Origin of the sequence: Yersinia sp. KBS0713, from assembly GCF_005937895.2 — a bacterium.
GTDB classification, from domain to species: domain Bacteria; phylum Pseudomonadota; class Gammaproteobacteria; order Enterobacterales; family Enterobacteriaceae; genus Yersinia; species Yersinia bercovieri.
In genome coordinates this window covers 2709639-2727508 of the sequence record NZ_CP042173.1, presented here as the reverse complement: position 1 = coordinate 2727508, position 17870 = coordinate 2709639, and the positions used below count along the sequence as shown (strand labels likewise).

Genomic DNA, 17870 nt, shown 5'->3' with positions numbered 1-17870 from the left:
ACTCTTAGCGTGGCTGAGTTTTAGGCTCCAATAAATCAGAAAGTTTCCCAATTCAGCGAGTCATCACCTGACTTTTTATTTGCACCTTTACTGTTTTGACCTGTTGGCGCGAGTACTGATCTCTTCACCTTAGCTGCAGGGTTATGGCCGTTTAGATGGAACACTGCAACAGCCTGCGTCAATACTTCAGCTTGTTGTTCGAGAGATGCCGCCGCAGCTGAGGCTTCCTGCACTAAAGAGGCGTTCTGTTGCGTCACGTTATCCATTTCTGAAACCGCTTGCGCGACCTGGCTGATACCTCGGCTTTGCTCATCAGAAGCTGAGGCTATTTCACCCATAATATCAGTGACATGAGTAACAGCCGTCACGATTTCGCTCATTGTTTTCCCTGCGTCGGACACTAAAATTGAGCCATCACCAATCAAGTCAACAGATGCCTCAATCAATAACTCTATCTCTTTAGCGGCATCGGCACTGCGCTGTGCCAGATTGCGAACCTCACTGGCGACCACGGCGAAACCACGGCCCTGTTCACCTGCGCGAGCAGCTTCAACCGCAGCATTCAGTGCCAGGATGTTGGTTTGGAAAGCAATGCTATTTATTACATTGGTAATATCAGCAATTTTCATTGAGCTGAGGGATATTTTATCCATCGTGTTGACGACATCATCAACAATATCACCACCTTGAGCCGCTTTAGCCGAGGCATTAGCCGCCAGTTGGCTGGCATGATGGGCATTCTCTGCATTTTGTTTCACTGTCGCGGTGAGCTGCTCCATGCTGGCGGCAGTCTGTTCGAGTGAAGCGGCTTGCTGCTCAGTGCGTGCCGAAAGATCGGTATTGCCCAGTGCAATTTCGCTGGAGCCTTGGTAAATAGATTCAGCACTGCTGCGGACAGCTTCGACCGTAGTGGATAATGAATCTTGCATCTGCTGTATATTGTTACCCAATACACCAATCTCATTGCGGCCGAAGGCTACGGGTGTTTGGGTCAAATCACCTTGAGCAATGCGCTGAATGCGTTCTACCAGCCAGTTAATCGGCTTGATGATGACCCTGCTGATCACTAAAAAAGCGATCAACGTTAATAGAATGGCCAGAATAAAGGCTCCCCCCATTAATATGTAACCGAGGCGGGCTTCTTGCTGAGCTGTCTGGTTGATTTGGGTGGCGCGTTCTGTACGATATTTAACCGCTTTTAGCAGTGGCTCATTGTAAGCGCTGTCCAACTGATTAAGTTTTTCTGCCTCAAGAGAGATAACCTCTTCAAAATGCCCCTCTTTGGTCGCGTCGAGCATGAGTTTCATCCCGTCGTCGCGATACTGTTCATAGGCTTTTTTCAGCGGTCCATCCAGAGCGGTGTCAGTTTCAGACTTAACCGGGCGGTTATAGTAGAGGTTAAACATTTGTTGTGACTGAGCAATCCAGCCTTCAGCACTTTTCAGGCCCTGCTGGTAACCCTCGGTATCACCGATACGTGCCGATGATGCTGCTTGAATAAGAATAAGGCGTGCAGTGCGCAGGTAATTCGAACTATTAGATAGACCCAGTCGGATATCCAGCTCTTGGGTCGCTTCTTCAAGTGATTGGTTACTTTGTTTTAGAAAGTAGCCTGACGTACCAATTGCCGCTGCAAATAAGAGTAGTATCCCCGCCAAGATGGCGATAAACAAAGTGACCAGACGCATGTTATTAACAAACAGTACTTTCGTATTTGTACTCTGCTCTGGCATTATTTTTCGATCCAATGGCTGATGCGTACTTCCACGTTTCATTGTCAGTTCCGTTTCTATAGTCGCTCGAGGAAAGGTCCTTGCCTGCTATACCCTGCTTACTTGAAGCTGTAGCCTTGTTCGCTTGTCACTGCGATCACGTGGGGTGCAGGCATCGCTACTTAAAATTAATTCACCCCTATATTGAAAATAATCCCAACAATCCTTTAAAGATTTATCGGCAACGGGGCTAAAATAGTTAGGGTTATAAATGAGATCACGGTCGCAGTTTAGATTAAAGATTCCTCATATTTCTGTAATTGAGTCAATGACTTGATAGTGGATTTTTATGAGCAACCATGTAACGAGGGGAGGGTGAGTGATTGAGGTTACTCTATAGTGATCTTTTCCCGTGGTGAGATTCGCGAAGATAATATCTAATAAATCAAAGCAATTAATTAGTTGCCAATATTATAAATATTAGTTTTATTATTTAATTCTCCTGGGTTGGTTTAGGTTCTGTTTAGGAATATAAGCTTTACATAGTTATCACTCGCAACTATACTTTTGGAAAAATCAGATGGAGAAACTAATGGATACGCAAAGTAGTAGTCAAATAAGCAAGGCAAGCTAACTCATCTCCCTATTGATTTGTTGCTTGCCGAAAAATGGCGGGCAGCACCCTCTCTCTATTTTCTGAGCTGTGCAATCCCAATAATGTTTTAACTCGATGAGAAACCATCGAGGGTATTAATTTGGGTTTTTATTATGGTATTTAACAACCACGCACTATTCCCTCCCGGCCTAAACATAGGTTTTTGCTGAGTAATACCTTAGGTATATCTCTCAGCACAATTACCTGTGTGCTAAATAGCACATGATTATTCTACCAATGATTAAATCATGGAGAGAATCATGGCAGTAACTCCTTTTGTCATAAATTTATTATTGGCGATGTGTCTCGGCGCATTAATTGGTGCTGAAAGGCAATGGCGTCAACGGATGGCGGGTTTACGGACTAATGCATTGGTTGCCACCGGTGCTGCGGTATTTATTCTTAGCTCTTATGCCACCTCACCGGACAGTCCTGGGCGTATTGCTGCTCAAGTTGTTTCAGGAATTGGTTTCCTCGGCGCGGGCGTTATTATGCGAGAAGGCATGAATATCCGAGGATTGAATACAGCGGCGACGCTTTGGTGTTCAGCGGGTATTGGTGTGCTTTGTGGCCTAGGATTATATTGGAATGCCGTGGCGGCAACAGCGGTTATCCTGTGCGCCAATATATTGTTACGTGAAGCTGCACAACGTATTAACTTACAACCCCAGCAACAAGCGGTCGATTTAGAAGTTCGCTACCGGATTCAGGTTACCTGTGGTACAGAGGATGAAATATTAGTCCGCACGCTTATTTTGCAGGCATTAAATGGTGTGGCATTACGGTTGCAATCACTTTGCAGTGCCGATATTGCTAAGCCCGGTCAGTTGGAAGTCTGTGCTGAAATAGTGGCAACACCTGCAGCACAGAAAGAAATTGAAGGTATTGTTTGTCGCGTAAGCTTGGAGCGCAGTGTTAGCTCTATTCATTGGCGTATTGCATCTGAATTACCGGCATAATTAATAAAAGAGACAGATCTTTTTTAATCAATAATAAATAGCGCTGACCCATGTGGTAGTAAGGAGTTGTTATGGACGATCACCCCGGAGTTAACTTAATTAGCTGCTGCTAATTAAATATAAAATTGGCAGCGCAATAATAGTTCAGCACAACTTATCTCAACTTTATTGAGTGGATAACTGCTGTGCATTTAGAATTAAAAGAGAAGCGTTATGACCAAATTTAAAGAGACAGCGACAAACCGCAGCAATAATAAAAAAACCTTTACTATTGCATTAGAGGCTAAAAATAGCTTGGATCAAACCTTATCCAAGCTGAATGCAAATCTAAATGGCCTGACTGAAGAAGATGCCAGAGAGCGGCTGGAGTTATACGGCATCAATCAAGTCGCGCATGAGAAAGCACCTCCGGCCCTGACTCAATTACTGGCTGCATTTAATAACCCGTTTATTTTTGTTTTGATGGTTTTGGCGGCAATTAGTTTTTTTACTGACTATTGGTTGCCATTACAAAGTGGTGAAGAGACCGACCTGGTTGGCGTCACTATTATTGTCACTATGGTATTGATCAGCGGGCTATTACGTTTCTGGCAGGAGTTCCGAACTAATAAAGCCGCAGAAGCACTGAAATCAATGGTGCGCACCACCGCGACTGTATTGCGTCGGAGTAGCCACAGTGCTCAGCCAGCAAAACAGGAAATTGCGATTAAGCAATTGGTGCCGGGTGATATTATTCTTTTATCCGCCGGAGATATGATCCCTGCTGATTTACGGCTGATTAAATCGAGAGATCTGTTTATTAGTCAGGCAATTCTGACTGGCGAGGCCATACCCATCGAAAAGTACGATGCGATGGGCGACATCAGCTCAAAATCAGTCGATGCGGATGCCAGTAGTGAGAGCGAACTACTTGAATTGTCTAATATCTGTCTGATGGGAACCAATGTTGCCAGCGGGACGGCAATGGCGGTGGTGGTTGCCACCGGCGGGCATACTTATTTCGGGTCGCTTGCTAAGTCAATTGTGGGCAATCGTGCACAAACGGCTTTTGATCGTGGAGTGAACAGTGTCAGTTGGTTATTGATCCGCTTTATGCTGGTGATGGTCCCAATTGTATTGCTGATTAATGGCTTTACCAAAGGGGATTGGACCGAGGCGGCCCTGTTTGCTTTGGCGGTTGCGGTGGGGTTGACCCCTGAAATGTTGCCGATGATTGTCAGCTCTAACCTGGCGAAAGGTGCCATTGCGATGTCACGGCGAAAAGTTGTGGTTAAGCGATTGAACGCAATACAAAATTTTGGGGCGATGGATGTGTTGTGCACGGATAAAACCGGCACGTTAACGCAGGACCGTATCATTCTTGAGCACCATTTAGATGCCAATGGTAGTAATGACCAGCAGGTATTGCAGCTGGCATGGCTCAACAGTTTCCACCAAAGTGGCATGCGTAATCTGATGGATCAGGCGGTGATCAAATTTAGCCGAGGCAAACCTGAGATCGATGCGCTGCGCGGCTTTACTAAAGTGGATGAACTGCCCTTTGATTTCATCCGCCGCCGTTTGTCGATCGTGGTCAAAGATGAGCAGCAACAGCAGCGCTTAATCTGTAAAGGTGCGGTGGAGGAGATGCTGAGCATCTGTACTCAAGTCCGGGAGGGGAGTGAAATTGTCCCATTGGATGATAGCCGCCGGGCTGAATTACTGGCGTTAGCCACGCAATATAACGAAGATGGTTTTCGTGTCTTGCTACTGGCAACCCGCGAGTTGGAGGCTCAAGCCAGCGAATTGCCGCTAAATATTGCTGATGAACGCGATCTGGTGGTGCAAGGGTTACTGACCTTCCTCGACCCACCGAAAGAGAGCGCCGAGGCCGCAATCACCGCGTTGCGTGAAAACGGCGTCGCAGTCAAAGTGTTAACGGGTGATAACCCGATTATTACGGCAAAAATCTGCCGTGAGGTGGGGCTGGAACCGGGCGAGCCGCTAAGTGGTCGTGATATTGAAAGCATGGATGATGAGACCCTGGCGCGGGAAGTGGAGTTGCGCACGCTGTTTACCAAGTTGACGCCGCTGCAAAAATCACGGGTGCTGAAAATGCTGCAAAGTAATGGGCATACCGTTGGTTTTCTGGGGGATGGCATCAATGATGCGCCAGCGTTGCGCGATGCTGATGTGGGGATTTCGGTTGATACCGGCACGGATATTGCCAAAGAGTCAGCAGATATTATTTTGTTGGAAAAGAACCTGATGGTGCTCGAAGAGGGGGTCATTATTGGGCGTGAAACCTTCGGCAATATCATCAAATATCTGAATATGACAGCCAGTTCTAACTTCGGTAATGTGTTCTCGGTATTAGTGGCCAGCGCATTTATTCCATTCCTACCGATGTTAGCTATCCACCTACTGTTACAAAACCTGATGTATGACATTTCCCAGCTTTCACTGCCGTGGGATAAGATGGATAAAGAGTTTTTACGTAAACCGCGCAAGTGGGATGCTAAAAATATTGGCCGCTTTATGCTATGGATTGGGCCAACTTCATCCATTTTTGATATTACCACCTTTGCATTGATGTGGTTTGTTTTTGCCGCTAACAGTGTCGAGCATCAGGCTTTGTTCCAGTCAGGTTGGTTTATTGAGGGTCTGTTATCGCAAACGTTGGTTGTTCATATGTTGCGCACACAAAAAATTCCGTTTATTCAAAGTACGGCGGCGTTGCCAGTACTACTGACGACGGGGTTAATTATGGCTATCGGCATCTATATTCCGTTTTCACCACTGGGAACTTTGGTCGGCTTAGTACCACTACCATGGGAATATTTCCCATGGCTGGCAGGAACATTGATCAGCTACTGTGTCGTTGCGCAACTGATGAAACAGTTCTATATCCGCCGTTTCGGCAAGTGGTTCTAACCGTAGACATATTTGCATAACATGATGTGATAGAAAGATATCCGGGGCCAAATAGCCCCGGAATAATAACTGAGATTTATTGTTGCTGATTGGCTGCCACTGCCGCCATGAGGCGAAAAAGTGGCCACTCAAAGAGGGACGATGAGGACATCCACTGTACTGGTATTAATCAGCCGAGCCGCTGAGCAAGAGAGTTTATTCATCAAATGGGTACTGTGATTGCCACAGATAACCAAATCAATATGCTGGTGCTGGCAATAGTAAGTCAGGCTATCGGCGAATTCACCATGAATCACGGTTCTACTCTTAATCGAATAGTTAGCATTAATAGATAATCTCTCCATAAATAGCTGTGCTTCTTCTTGTATCACTGATCGCAAATCACCGAGCATAGGTGCCGCGTAACTGCTGTACATCTCGGGTTCGGTCGTCAATGTAATTAGCGAAACGTTGCCGTTATAGGGCCGAACGATGGAAACGGCTTTATCAACCAATTGTTGGCTTTCGGGTGAAAGAGCAACTGCGACCAGTACATTGCTGTATCCCATTATTAGGCTCTCATAAGCACGGCTATTGATTAAGAGTAGGGGATCACAGATTTCATAAATGGGAGGTTAATCACATTTGGTAGTAACTGGTTAAGAATGCTAGCTATTGCAGGGACTTAATTAATCGAATAGCTAAAAAAACGCAGGGTAAACTTATGACTCAAACATTATTAATTAATTTATATTACATTCTGTTTACAAATACTTTGCAAAAATGAGGATATAAACCAAAGTTGAAAAGGTGAGTGATGAAAATGTATCTGGTTAAGCGAGAGTGAAACATGTAGTTACCTCTGTTGCTTTTTTTACTACTCAGCGTTGATATTTTTAACGCTAAAAGGTCGATTGGCTAATAAGCGTTCGATAATCGGTAGTTATTGTAATCGCATAAATATTCGTTAAAGAAAAATAGTTTCGGCAGGTTACTTATAGTCTTACCGAGTAATTAAGGGGTATTGCAGTCCTTAATGCTGATAATTTCGTGTTATGACAGATTTATGTTCTGCTATTTTGTTTTAGGAATGTGTTTGTTCGAATTGATCTAAAAACAGTAAGAATTGGGCCTATATCCTTAGTTTTTTAGCTCTTTTCTGACTTCTGGTTGTTTTTTGAGCGCGCAAGTGGTTAGTAAATGAACAATTTTGTTGGGTGGTAGCAACTTTTTATTTTATTTTTGTGATCCATATCACATTACATTTAAAATGAATCACTAGTCACATTGTATGTGCTAACGATTCGGGAGTAGAGTTGGGCCTCTTTAGGAATAATCCTAATAATTTGTAAGAAAAGTTCCATGATGGTGGTGCATTATCAGAGCAGCAAAAAATTCAGCTGCCAGGCCAACGACATGTTGTTTCATACCAAAATGGTATTTTTGTAACGTAACACCAGTAGGTTTCAATTATTTTTAGTTCTATAGGTGCTAATTAACTGTATAACGGGAAGGATCCCAGGTCTTGGGTGAAAAATACTATCATCCAACTTATGTTTTAAAACATAATCAGTCGGGATGTGTAAAATGAGTACGTCTGAATTACTCAAACATATTTATGATATTAATTTGTCATATTTGCTCTTAGCGCAGCGGTTAATTAACGATGAGAAAGCCTCAGCGATGTTTCGCTTGGGTATTACTGATAGCATGGCCGATGCATTATCACAGTTAACCTTACCGCAAATGGTTAAATTAGCTGAGACTAACCAATTAGTCTGTCATTTCCGCTTCAGTGATCACAACACTATTCATCATCTGACGAAAGAGTCTCGTGTGGATGACTTGCAGCAAATCCATACCGGAATTTTATTGTCGAGCCACTTACTCCACGAACTATCGTTAAAAGATGGTAGTGCACCTAAGAGAAGAGCATGACAGATGGTTGAGAAAAGTATTGTCCAGGAAGCCAAAGACATTCATTTGGCAATGGAGTTGATAACTTTAGGTGCGCGTTTACAGATGCTGGAAAGCGAAACGCAACTCAGCCGGGGGCGTTTAATTAAGCTCTACAAAGAGCTGAGAGGCAGCCCGCCACCGAAAGGAATGTTACCATTTTCCACCGATTGGTTTATGACTTGGGAACAAAATATTCATTCATCGATGTTTTATAACGCCTATAGCTTCTTGCTAAAAAGCGGACAATGCACCGGTGTTGAGGCCGTTATTAAGGCTTATCGTCTCTATCTGGAACAGTGCCCTGATCAGTCGGGAATCCCGCCATTACTGGCGTTAACCCGTGCCTGGACACTGGTTCGATTCGTTGACAGTGGTATGTTGCAGCTCTCAGGTTGCAATTGCTGTGGTGGGACTTTTATCACCCATGCGCACCAGCCACGAAACAGCTTTGTCTGTAGTCTCTGCCAGCCACCTTCCCGCGCAGTAAAAAAACGTAAACTTTCTCCGCAATCTGCCGATATAACTTCACAACTGCTGGATGAGCAGGTTAGACGCGCAGTTTGAGTTTCTTTGATTTGTCTGAATTTTTGGTTACAGCGGCGGTATGGATACCGTTTCTGTAGCCAGTTAATGACAACTCATCACACTCAAAGGGTGCTAACACCTCACCTTCCACCCACACACTTTGCTAAGGATGTCGCGTGTTAGTTATTTTGGGTTATATCGTGGTCTTAGGTGCGGTTTTCGGTGGCTACATGATTGTTGGTGGTCACCTTGGCGCACTTTATCAGCCAGCTGAATTTTTAATTATCGGCGGGGCAGGTATTGGTGCATTTATTGCGGGTAACAATGGTAAAGCAATAAAAGCCACAATGAAGGCAATGCCAAGATTGATGCGCCGCTCTAAATATAACAAAGTCCTATATATGGACTTAATGGCGCTGCTCTACCGCTTATTAGCAAAATCCCGTCAGCAGGGAATGTTGTCACTGGAACGTGATATAGAAAATCCACGTGAAAGTGAAATATTCTCTAATTATCCGAGGATTCTGGCCGATAAGATATTAGTCGAATTTATTACCGACTATTTGCGGTTAATTGTTAGCGGAAATATGAACGCTTTTGAAATCGAAGCATTGATGGATGAAGAGATAGAGACCCACGAGCAAGAGTGCGAAGTTCCCGCTGGGAGTTTGGCGATGGTGGGGGACTCTCTCCCTGCATTCGGTATTGTTGCCGCGGTGATGGGGGTCGTCCATGCCCTGGCCTCCGCCGACCGACCTGCCGCAGAACTTGGCGCGTTAATTGCCCACGCGATGGTGGGGACGTTCCTGGGTATTTTGTTGGCATATGGATTTATTTCACCTTTGGCGACTTTATTGCGTCAACAGAGTGCAGAAACCACCAAAATGATGCAGTGCATCAAGGTGACACTGCTTTCCAGTCTGAACGGATATGCACCGCAAATTGCCGTGGAATTTGGTCGTAAAACACTCTACACCACGGAGCGTCCATCGTTCATTGAGTTGGAAGAGCATGTACGCAGAGTGAAAGCTCCAGTACCGCAAGCGACAGAAGAGGACGCATGAAGCATCAGAACCACCCCGTTATTCTGGTCAAAAAGCGCAAGGCCAAACATGGTGGTGGCCACCATGGTGGGTCATGGAAAATCGCTTACGCTGACTTTATGACCGCGATGATGGCCTTCTTTCTGGTGATGTGGCTGCTATCGGTTTCCAGCCCGCAACAACTGACGCAAATTGCCGATTATTTCCGGACGCCATTGAAAGTCGCGCTGACTAGCGGTGATAAAAGCAGTTCCAGCACCAGCCCGATTCCAGGGGGGGGTGATGACCCGACTCAGCAGGTGGGTGAGGTGCGTAAGCACATAGATTCGGAAGAGAGCCGCAAAGAGGAGTATCGCCTCAATAAATTACGGGAAAAGCTGGATCAGCTCATCGAGTCCGACCCAAGACTGAGAGCGCTGCGGCCACATCTGTTGATTAACATGATGGAAGAAGGTCTGAGAATTCAGATTATTGATAGTCAAAATCGGCCGATGTTCAAGATGGGGAGTGCTCAGGTTGAGCCGTATATGCGTGATATTTTACGTGCAATAGCCCCTATTTTGAATGATATACCGAATAAAATCAGTCTGTCGGGTCACACCGATGACTTGCCTTACGCCAACGGCGAACGGGGTTATAGCAACTGGGAGTTGTCAGCGGATCGCGCCAATGCTTCACGACGTGAATTGCTGATTGGCGGCTTGGATGAGGGCAAAGTGCTGCGTGTGGTGGGCATGGCCTCAACAATGCGCCTCAAAGAGCAGGCATCGGATGACCCGGTCAACCGCCGTATCAGTATCCTGGTGCTGAACAAACAGACTCAACATGATATTGAGCATGAGAATTTAGATAACAGAGCGCTGGATATCGAAAAAGCGGAAAGCTTGAAGCAGATTGAGAGCACGGGTACTGCGCCAGCGGCGACATCAGCGGTCACTGCTGCAACACCGCCAGCTGTAGCGGCAACATCCACTGAGCAGGCGGTAGCCACCGGTTCGGCAGCGGCAGGTTCAACCAATGCGCCGCAACCTGCCAAGGCAGCAGCTGATGACGCAGTGAAAGTAGCGGCATCGCCAGGATCATCATCGACAACATCATCATCGACAACAACAGCACCACAAACACAACCATTGAGCACGGGGAATATGACTCCAGCTGCCAGCGGGCCAACGACATCGTTGCCAGCGGCACCTGCAAGTCATGCACCGGTCTCTCCGACAAGCCGCGACGCACAGTAGAGGTGACACCGTGAGCATGGATATTACCGCGTTTTATCAGACGTTCTTTGATGAAGCAGATGAACTGCTGGCGGATATGGAGCAGCACTTGTTATTGCTGGACCCGCTGGCACCAGACAATGAACAACTCAATGCCATTTTCCGTGCTGCTCACTCCATCAAAGGTGGGGCAGCGACGTTTGGCTTTACGGTGCTGCAAGAGACAACTCATCTGTTGGAAAACCTGTTGGATGGTGCTCGCCGCGACGAGATGCGCCTGAGCACTGATATCATCAACCTGTTTTTGGAAACGAAAGATATTATGCAGGAACAGTTGGACGCCTACAAAACCTCGCAGGAACCCAATGCGGAAAGCTTTGAGTATATCTGTCACGCGCTGCGCCAATTGGCACTTGAAGCTTTAGAACAACAGAGTGTGGGTGATGCCCCAGCCGCCGCGCAGGGCAGTGGTGCGGCAACCGCTGAAGCGAAAACTAGCGGTAAGTCGCCGGCTCTGGTTCAGGGGGGGATGCGCATTCGCCTGTCTGGCCTGAAAGAGCAAGAGATCCCGCTGATGCTGGAAGAGCTGGGCAATTTGGGCGAAGTCAAAGATCCCCACCAAAGTGCCGATAGCCTTGAAGCGACCTTGATTACCTCGGTCAATGAAGATGATATCAGCGCGGTACTCTGTTTTGTGCTGGAACCGGAGCAAATTAGTTTTTTACCGGCTGAGTCAGAAGCTGCGCCAGAAGTCGCTGCGCCAGTTGCCACCGTTGCGCCTGTTGCCGAAGTTAAAATCGCCCCCCAAGTGGGTGCGGTTGCCGTACCCACTAGCCCAGAGCATGTGAAGCCGAAAGCGAAAGCCAGTGAATCCACTAGTATCCGTGTTGCAGTTGAGAAAGTTGACCAGTTGATTAATCTGGTGGGCGAATTGGTTATCACCCAATCCATGCTGGCACAGCGCTCCGGCATCCTGGACCCGGTGATTAATGGTGATTTGCTCAATAGCATGGGGCAGTTGGAACGCAATGCGCGTGACTTGCAAGAGTCGGTGATGTCCATCCGGATGATGCCGATGGAGTATGTGTTCAGCCGCTTCCCACGGTTGGTGCGCGATCTGGCGAGCAAGCTCAATAAGCAGGTTGAACTGACGCTGCTGGGTAGCTCGACCGAACTGGATAAAAGCCTGATCGAGCGCATTATCGACCCATTAACCCATCTGGTTCGTAATAGTTTGGATCACGGTATTGAAGATGCACAGACCCGTATCGCCGCTGGTAAACAGCCGGTGGGCAATCTGACACTCTCCGCTGAGCATCAGGGCGGCAATATTTGCATCGAGGTTCTTGATGATGGCGCCGGGCTGAATCGGCAAAAAATCCTGGCGAAAGCGCAGTCTCAGGGGATGGCGGTCAATGAGCATATGAGTGATGAAGATGTCGGGATGCTGATTTTCGCACCAGGCTTCTCCACCGCTGAGCAAGTGACGGATGTTTCTGGTCGTGGCGTCGGGATGGATGTCGTTAAGCGAAATATCCAGGAGATGGGCGGCCATGTGCAGGTCAGTTTCCAGGCGGGTCTTGGCACCTCGATCCGTATCCTGCTGCCATTGACGCTGGCTATTCTTGATGGCATGTCGGTTAAAGTTAGTGATGAAGTCTTCATTTTGCCACTGAACGCGGTGATGGAGTCGCTGCAACCTTTGGCGGAAGATCTACACCCGCTGGCCGGCGGCGAACGGGTGTTACAAGTGCGCGGCGAGTATCTACCGCTGGTTGAACTGTACCGGGTATTTGATGTTGAAAATGCTAAAACTGAAGCCACTCAGGGCATTGTTGTCATTCTGCAAAGTGCCGGTCGCCGTTATGCGCTGTTGGTAGACCAACTGATCGGTCAGCACCAAGTGGTGGTGAAAAACCTGGAGAGCAACTACCGCAAGGTGCCAGGAATTTCAGCCGCGACCATATTGGGTGATGGCAGCGTGGCGCTAATTGTTGATGTGTCAGCTTTGCAGGCTCTAAACCGGGAAAAGCGTGTATCGGTTGAAGATACCGCCGCATAACAGTTGTCCCGTATAGCGCCTGTATGGAATCCATATGTAAACAGGTGCAGGGTCGTGGAGATGTTCTCGGCCCTGAAAAAAAACATAAATTCAACCTACTGATTGAAGGGTAAACACATGGCAGGACTAGCAACCGTCACGAAGCTGGCTGGCGAAACGGTAGGACAAGAGTTCCTGATTTTTACGCTGGGTGATGAAGAGTACGGCATTGATATTCTGAAAGTGCAAGAGATCCGTGGTTACGATCAGGTGACCCGTATTGCTAACACCCCCGCGTTCATCAAGGGTGTGACTAACTTACGTGGCGTCATTGTCCCTATTATTGACCTACGGGTTAAATTTGCACAAAAAGGCGTCAGCTATAACGAAAATACCGTGGTGATTGTGCTGAATCTTGAGCAGCGGGTTGTCGGTATTGTGGTTGATGGTGTGTCTGATGTGCTGTCATTGACCAATGAACAAATCCGTCCGGCACCTGAATTTGCCGTCACTTTGGCAACCGAGTACCTAACGGGGTTAGGTTCTCTGGGCGAAAGAATGCTGATTTTGGTTGATATCGAGAAGTTGTTGAGTAGCGAAGAGATGTCGTTGATTGATGCGGTGGCGAAGGGGTAAGAGTTTCGGGGCAAGATCTGGATCTGGTTGATATTCAGTTGGGTGATAAGTTCGGTTGTTAAAGCTTCACCGCTCACCTTGCCTCCAATGAACCAACCGCCAAAGGGGTTACAAGCGCGTAACCCCCTTGGAACCCCTGCGCTAGCGCACGTATCGCTCGGCATCCACTCTTCACTCGGCAGCTCAAATGTGCTTTTAACGTCAACGTCAAGGTCAAGACCATGGTTTTGATTTTGACTTTCTCTTTTGATGTTGAGCGCAATCAGGAATATTGCCGACAAAGATTGCAGGCCGAATGAGCCGCATGGACGCGGCGAAAGGGGCTGTCGAGCTGGGAGCGAGTCAGCCCCGGTTCGATAAGCCGGCAAGCTGCCGGAGGGAATGGCGCAGCCACAATATTTCGCGCCAGGCGCGGGTGTTGGGCCGCCGCCCTGCGGCCCGACTCGGTTGAGGCGACGGAGATCAGGTCATCACTGAACGAATATCAACCGAAACCAGATCCAATCCCAATCCCAATCCCAATCCCAATCCCAATCCCAATCCCAATCCCAATCCCAATCCCCATCCCCATCCCAATCCCCATCCCAATCCCCATCCCCATCCCAATCCCAATCACCAAATGACTATCAACCCAAACCAGATCCAATCCACCACGCAGGCAAAGTGAGCACTAATCCCAACTCAACCACCCCCATAACCATTAACACCTCATTAAAATAATCCCCCTCCCCGGTAAAGTTCCCCCCTTTGATGCCGATAACAGTGTTAATTAGGCGTCTTGTGATTTGGCGTACCCGTATTTTGACATACCTATGTTTTGACGTACTTATGAAGGGACAACATGTTTAAGCGTATGAAAGTGGTCACCAGCCTGCTGCTGGTGTTAGTGCTATTTGGTGCCTTACAGCTGGTCTCCAGCGGGCTTTTCTTCAACTCCCTGAAAAATGACAAAGAAAACTTCGCTGTTTTACAAGTTATCCGTCAGCAACAATCGGTGTTGAATGAGAGCTGGGTAAATCTGCTGCAAACACGTAATACACTGAACCGCGCAGGCATCCGCTACATGATGGATGTCAATCACACCGGCAGCGGCCCTACAGTCAATGATCTTCTGGCTTCAGCCAAAGGTACATTGGGTGTGGCGGCAGATCGTTTTAAAAACTACGAACAGATTCCGCTGGATAGTCAGCAAGATGCAGAGTCAGCTAAAAAATTAAAACAGACCTATGACCAATACTTTGGCGCACTGACTGAGCTTATCCAATTGATGGAAGCGGGTAAAATCAACGAATTCTTTGATCAGCCAACCTCCAGTTTCCAGAATGCTTTTGAGAAGGATTACAACACTTACCTGACACAGAACGACCGTCTATATGCTTCCGCCGTGGAAGACAGCAACCACTCATTCAGCTTTGCTATGGGTGTGATTGTGGCTGTACTGATTGCAGTATTAGCCGTGATTATCTTGGTGTGGTTGGGTATGCAACACATCTTGATTAATCCGCTGAAACACCTGATTGAGCATATCAAGCATATCGCCAATGGTGATTTGACCCAAACCATCGAAGTACATAGCCGCAATGAGATGGGCACCTTGGCTGCCAGCCTGAAGCATATGCAGTCTGAATTGGCGACCACGGTTAATGACGTGCGTTTAGGTGCTGATGCCATCTACAGCGGGGCATCTGAAATCGCCGCCGGTAACAACGACCTGTCCGCGCGTACCGAACAGCAAGCCGCGTCACTGGAAGAGACGGCCGCCAGCATGGAGCAGTTAACTGCCACCGTGAAACAGAATGCTGAAAATGCCCGTCAGGCTAGCCAACTGGCATTGAGCGCATCAGAAACTGCGCAAAAAGGCGGGAAAGTGGTGGCAAACGTGGTGCAAACCATGCACGAAATTGCCGGCAGTTCGCAGAAAATCGCCGATATTACCAGCGTCATCGACGGCATTGCCTTCCAGACCAATATCCTGGCATTGAACGCCGCCGTGGAAGCGGCCCGTGCCGGTGAGCAGGGTCGTGGTTTTGCCGTGGTCGCCGGTGAAGTGCGCAATCTGGCGCAGCGCAGTGCACAAGCAGCAAAAGAGATTAAGGGCTTGATTGAAGACTCCGTCAACCGGGTCGACATGGGTTCGGTGCTGGTTGAAAGCGCGGGTGAAACCATGGGCGATATCGTTAATGCCGTCACGCGCGTCACGGACATCATGGGTGAAATCGCTTCCGCCTCTGATGAACAAAGCCGCGGTATCGACCAGGTTGGTCAGGCCGTTACCGAGATGGACCGTGTGACCCAGCAAAACGCCTCGTTGGTGGAAGAGTCTGCTTCTGCCGCCGCCGCACTGGAAGAGCAAGCCAGCATGTTGACCCAATCCATGTCCGTCTTCGTTTTACGTATGGATAACGGTAGTAGCACCAAGAGTGTGAGAAAAACCAAGCAGCCGACACAGGATCTGAGCGGTACTGCTAAAAAAACACTGGGAAGTGACCTGCAAGATAATTGGGAAACTTTCTAGATATCCCCCCCTACACAAAAAATAGATAAAGCCGGCCTATGAGCCGGCTGAGAAGAGGTTACGATGTTTGGCCGAATCCGGATTTCTACCAGCTTTTTCCTGTTACTGATATTGATCTGCTCCATACAGTTAATTTCAAGTGGTCTGTCATTTACGGCTTTTCGCTCAGACAACCAAAACTTAAATCGTGTGGATCTTAGCAGTCAGCAACGGGATGCATTAAGCCTCAGTTGGGTATCCTTGCTTCAGGCGCGTAATACCTTAAACCGAGCGGGGACGCGCTCGGCTCTCAAAGTCCCTCAGGAGCAAGTTAACGCATTAATGGGCAATGCACGCAGCTCATTACAGAAAGCGGATCTCTATTTTAATCAGTTTCTGGCAGTGCCGCGCCTTGATGAGAGTGAAACTGGCGGCGAGTTACTGAATGCCACCAAAAACAGTTATCAGAATTTACGGCTCTCGTTACGGCAACTCATCGATTTTCTGGAGGCCGGCAATCTACAAGGTTTTATGGATCAGCCCACCCAGAAAACACAAGATCTGTTCGAGGCAGATTTTTTGCAGTATTTGCAATATGCCAATGAGGTGATTGCCGAGGCGGGTACAGAGAATCAACAAGCTTACCATCTCTCCATCTGGATATTTGGTGGCGCGATTTTGATGGTGATTCTGATGGCGCTCTCTTCGCTGGTTTGGTTACGCACAATGTTCGTGAACCCGCTGAAGATTATGAGCGCCCACTTCGATCGCATTGCTGAGGGGGATTTGTCCGCTCATATTGATGTCTCTGGCCGCAATGAAATTAGTCAACTGTTTGCCAGCTTACGCACCATGCAGCGCTCGTTAATCACCACTGTCAGCCACGTCCGTGATGGGACTGAATCGATGCTGACAGGGATTCAGGAGATCTCGGCCGGCAACAATGATTTGTCTGCGAGAACAGAACAGCAGGCAGCATCACTGGAGCAAACAGCGGCCAGTATGGAGCAACTGACCGCCACCGTGAAACAGAATGCGGATAATGCGCGTCAGGCAACACAGTTGGCGCAAGATGCATCGGGAACCGCCGCGAAAGGGGGCGAGTTGACCCGCGGTGTGGTCACCACCATGCATGATATCGCCACCAGTTCGAAGAAGATTGGTGCCATTACCAGCGTGATTGATGGTATTGCCTTCCAAACGAATATTCTGGCGCTGAATGCGGCCGTTGAAGCCGCACGTGCCGGTGAACAGGGGCGTGGTTTTGCGGTAGTGGCAGGTGAAGTACGTAATTTGGCCCAGCGCAGTGCGCAAGCGGCAAAAGAGATTAAAGTGTTGATCGATGAATCGGTCAGTCGTGTTAGCCAGGGGTCCACACTGGTTGAAAATGCGGGTACTACCATGGAAGAGATCGTTCGCTCAGTGACTCGGGTTACCGACATTATGGGTGAAATCGCTTCCGCCTCGGATGAGCAAAGCCGGGGTATTGAGCAGGTTTCACTCGCGGTAACACAGATGGATCAGGTCACTCAGCAAAACGCCGCATTAGTGGAAGAGGCTGCGGCTGCGGCTAATGCACTGGAAGAGCAGGCAAGTATGCTCTCCAATGCAGTGTCTGTTTTTCGTTTGGAGCAGGATAGCGACAGCGGGGAGGGGCAAAGCAGTAGTAAGCAATCTGTTGTAAAAGCCACGGTCGCAAAGGAAATCCCAGATTGTCAAATGACGTAACCAAGACTT

Annotated in this window: 12 protein-coding genes and 1 pseudogene; 10 read left to right on the top strand and 3 right to left on the bottom strand. The window is 47.9% G+C overall.

Features of this window, described 5'->3' with window-relative positions:
* Positions 1 to 35: 35 nt before the first annotated feature.
* Positions 36 to 1775, bottom strand: coding sequence for a methyl-accepting chemotaxis protein (locus tag FFE93_RS13080; protein ID WP_138775328.1), 1740 nt, complete (start codon positions 1773 to 1775; stop codon positions 36 to 38).
* An 852-nt stretch (positions 1776 to 2627) separates the two neighbouring features.
* On the opposite strand from FFE93_RS13080, the gene FFE93_RS13075 reads away from it, so the two are divergent.
* Together FFE93_RS13075 and mgtA are read left to right on the top strand one after the other, a co-directional pair.
* The gene (locus tag FFE93_RS13075) at positions 2628 to 3326 is read left to right on the top strand and encodes an MgtC family protein (RefSeq protein ID WP_005277388.1); all 699 of its coding nucleotides are present in this window, start codon (positions 2628 to 2630) and stop codon (positions 3324 to 3326) included.
* A 213-nt stretch (positions 3327 to 3539) separates the two neighbouring features.
* Positions 3540 to 6239: a magnesium-translocating P-type ATPase gene (gene mgtA / locus FFE93_RS13070; protein WP_049599069.1), complete on the top strand. Its 2700-nt coding sequence runs from the start codon at positions 3540 to 3542 to the stop codon at positions 6237 to 6239.
* A 128-nt stretch (positions 6240 to 6367) separates the two neighbouring features.
* On the opposite strand, the gene uspC is transcribed toward mgtA, so the two are convergent.
* Entirely contained in the window at positions 6368 to 6787 is a 420-nt protein-coding gene (gene uspC / locus FFE93_RS13065) for a universal stress protein UspC (protein ID WP_005277384.1), read from the bottom strand.
* Between the two features lie 1018 nt (positions 6788 to 7805).
* Here uspC and flhD point away from each other — a divergent pair.
* From flhD to cheW, 6 genes are all read left to right on the top strand, one after another.
* The gene (gene flhD, locus FFE93_RS13060; RefSeq protein ID WP_005277382.1) at positions 7806 to 8156 is read left to right on the top strand and encodes a flagellar transcriptional regulator FlhD; all 351 of its coding nucleotides are present in this window, start codon (positions 7806 to 7808) and stop codon (positions 8154 to 8156) included.
* Between the two features lie 3 nt (positions 8157 to 8159).
* Positions 8160 to 8741, top strand: a complete 582-nt coding sequence (flhC, locus tag FFE93_RS13055) for a flagellar transcriptional regulator FlhC (RefSeq protein WP_005164496.1) — start codon at positions 8160 to 8162, stop codon at positions 8739 to 8741.
* A gap of 137 nt (positions 8742 to 8878) precedes the next feature.
* Positions 8879 to 9766: a flagellar motor stator protein MotA gene (motA, locus tag FFE93_RS13050; RefSeq protein WP_005277380.1), complete on the top strand. Its 888-nt coding sequence runs from the start codon at positions 8879 to 8881 to the stop codon at positions 9764 to 9766.
* The gene (motB, locus tag FFE93_RS13045) at positions 9763 to 10983 is read left to right on the top strand and encodes a flagellar motor protein MotB (protein WP_138775327.1); all 1221 of its coding nucleotides are present in this window, start codon (positions 9763 to 9765) and stop codon (positions 10981 to 10983) included. Before motA ends, motB begins: the two co-directional genes overlap by 4 nt.
* Before the next feature lie 16 nt (positions 10984 to 10999).
* Positions 11000 to 13024 (top strand): chemotaxis protein CheA, encoded by a 2025-nt coding sequence (cheA, locus tag FFE93_RS13040; RefSeq protein ID WP_005277376.1) that lies wholly within the window; start codon positions 11000 to 11002, stop codon positions 13022 to 13024.
* 117 nt (positions 13025 to 13141) lie between these two features.
* Positions 13142 to 13639, top strand: coding sequence for a chemotaxis protein CheW (cheW, locus tag FFE93_RS13035; RefSeq protein WP_005277374.1), 498 nt, complete (start codon positions 13142 to 13144; stop codon positions 13637 to 13639).
* 484 nt (positions 13640 to 14123) lie between these two features.
* On the opposite strand, the gene FFE93_RS21550 is transcribed toward cheW, so the two are convergent.
* Positions 14124 to 14285, bottom strand: a complete 162-nt coding sequence (locus FFE93_RS21550; RefSeq protein ID WP_186367655.1) for a hypothetical protein — start codon at positions 14283 to 14285, stop codon at positions 14124 to 14126.
* A gap of 195 nt (positions 14286 to 14480) precedes the next feature.
* On the opposite strand from FFE93_RS21550, the pseudogene FFE93_RS13020 reads away from it, so the two are divergent.
* A pseudogene (locus FFE93_RS13020) lies at positions 14481 to 16032 on the top strand (methyl-accepting chemotaxis protein); the annotation flags it as partial.
* 185 nt (positions 16033 to 16217) lie between these two features.
* Positions 16218 to 17861, top strand: a complete 1644-nt coding sequence (locus tag FFE93_RS13015) for a methyl-accepting chemotaxis protein (RefSeq protein ID WP_032898550.1) — start codon at positions 16218 to 16220, stop codon at positions 17859 to 17861.
* The last annotated feature ends 9 nt before the right edge of the window (positions 17862 to 17870 follow it).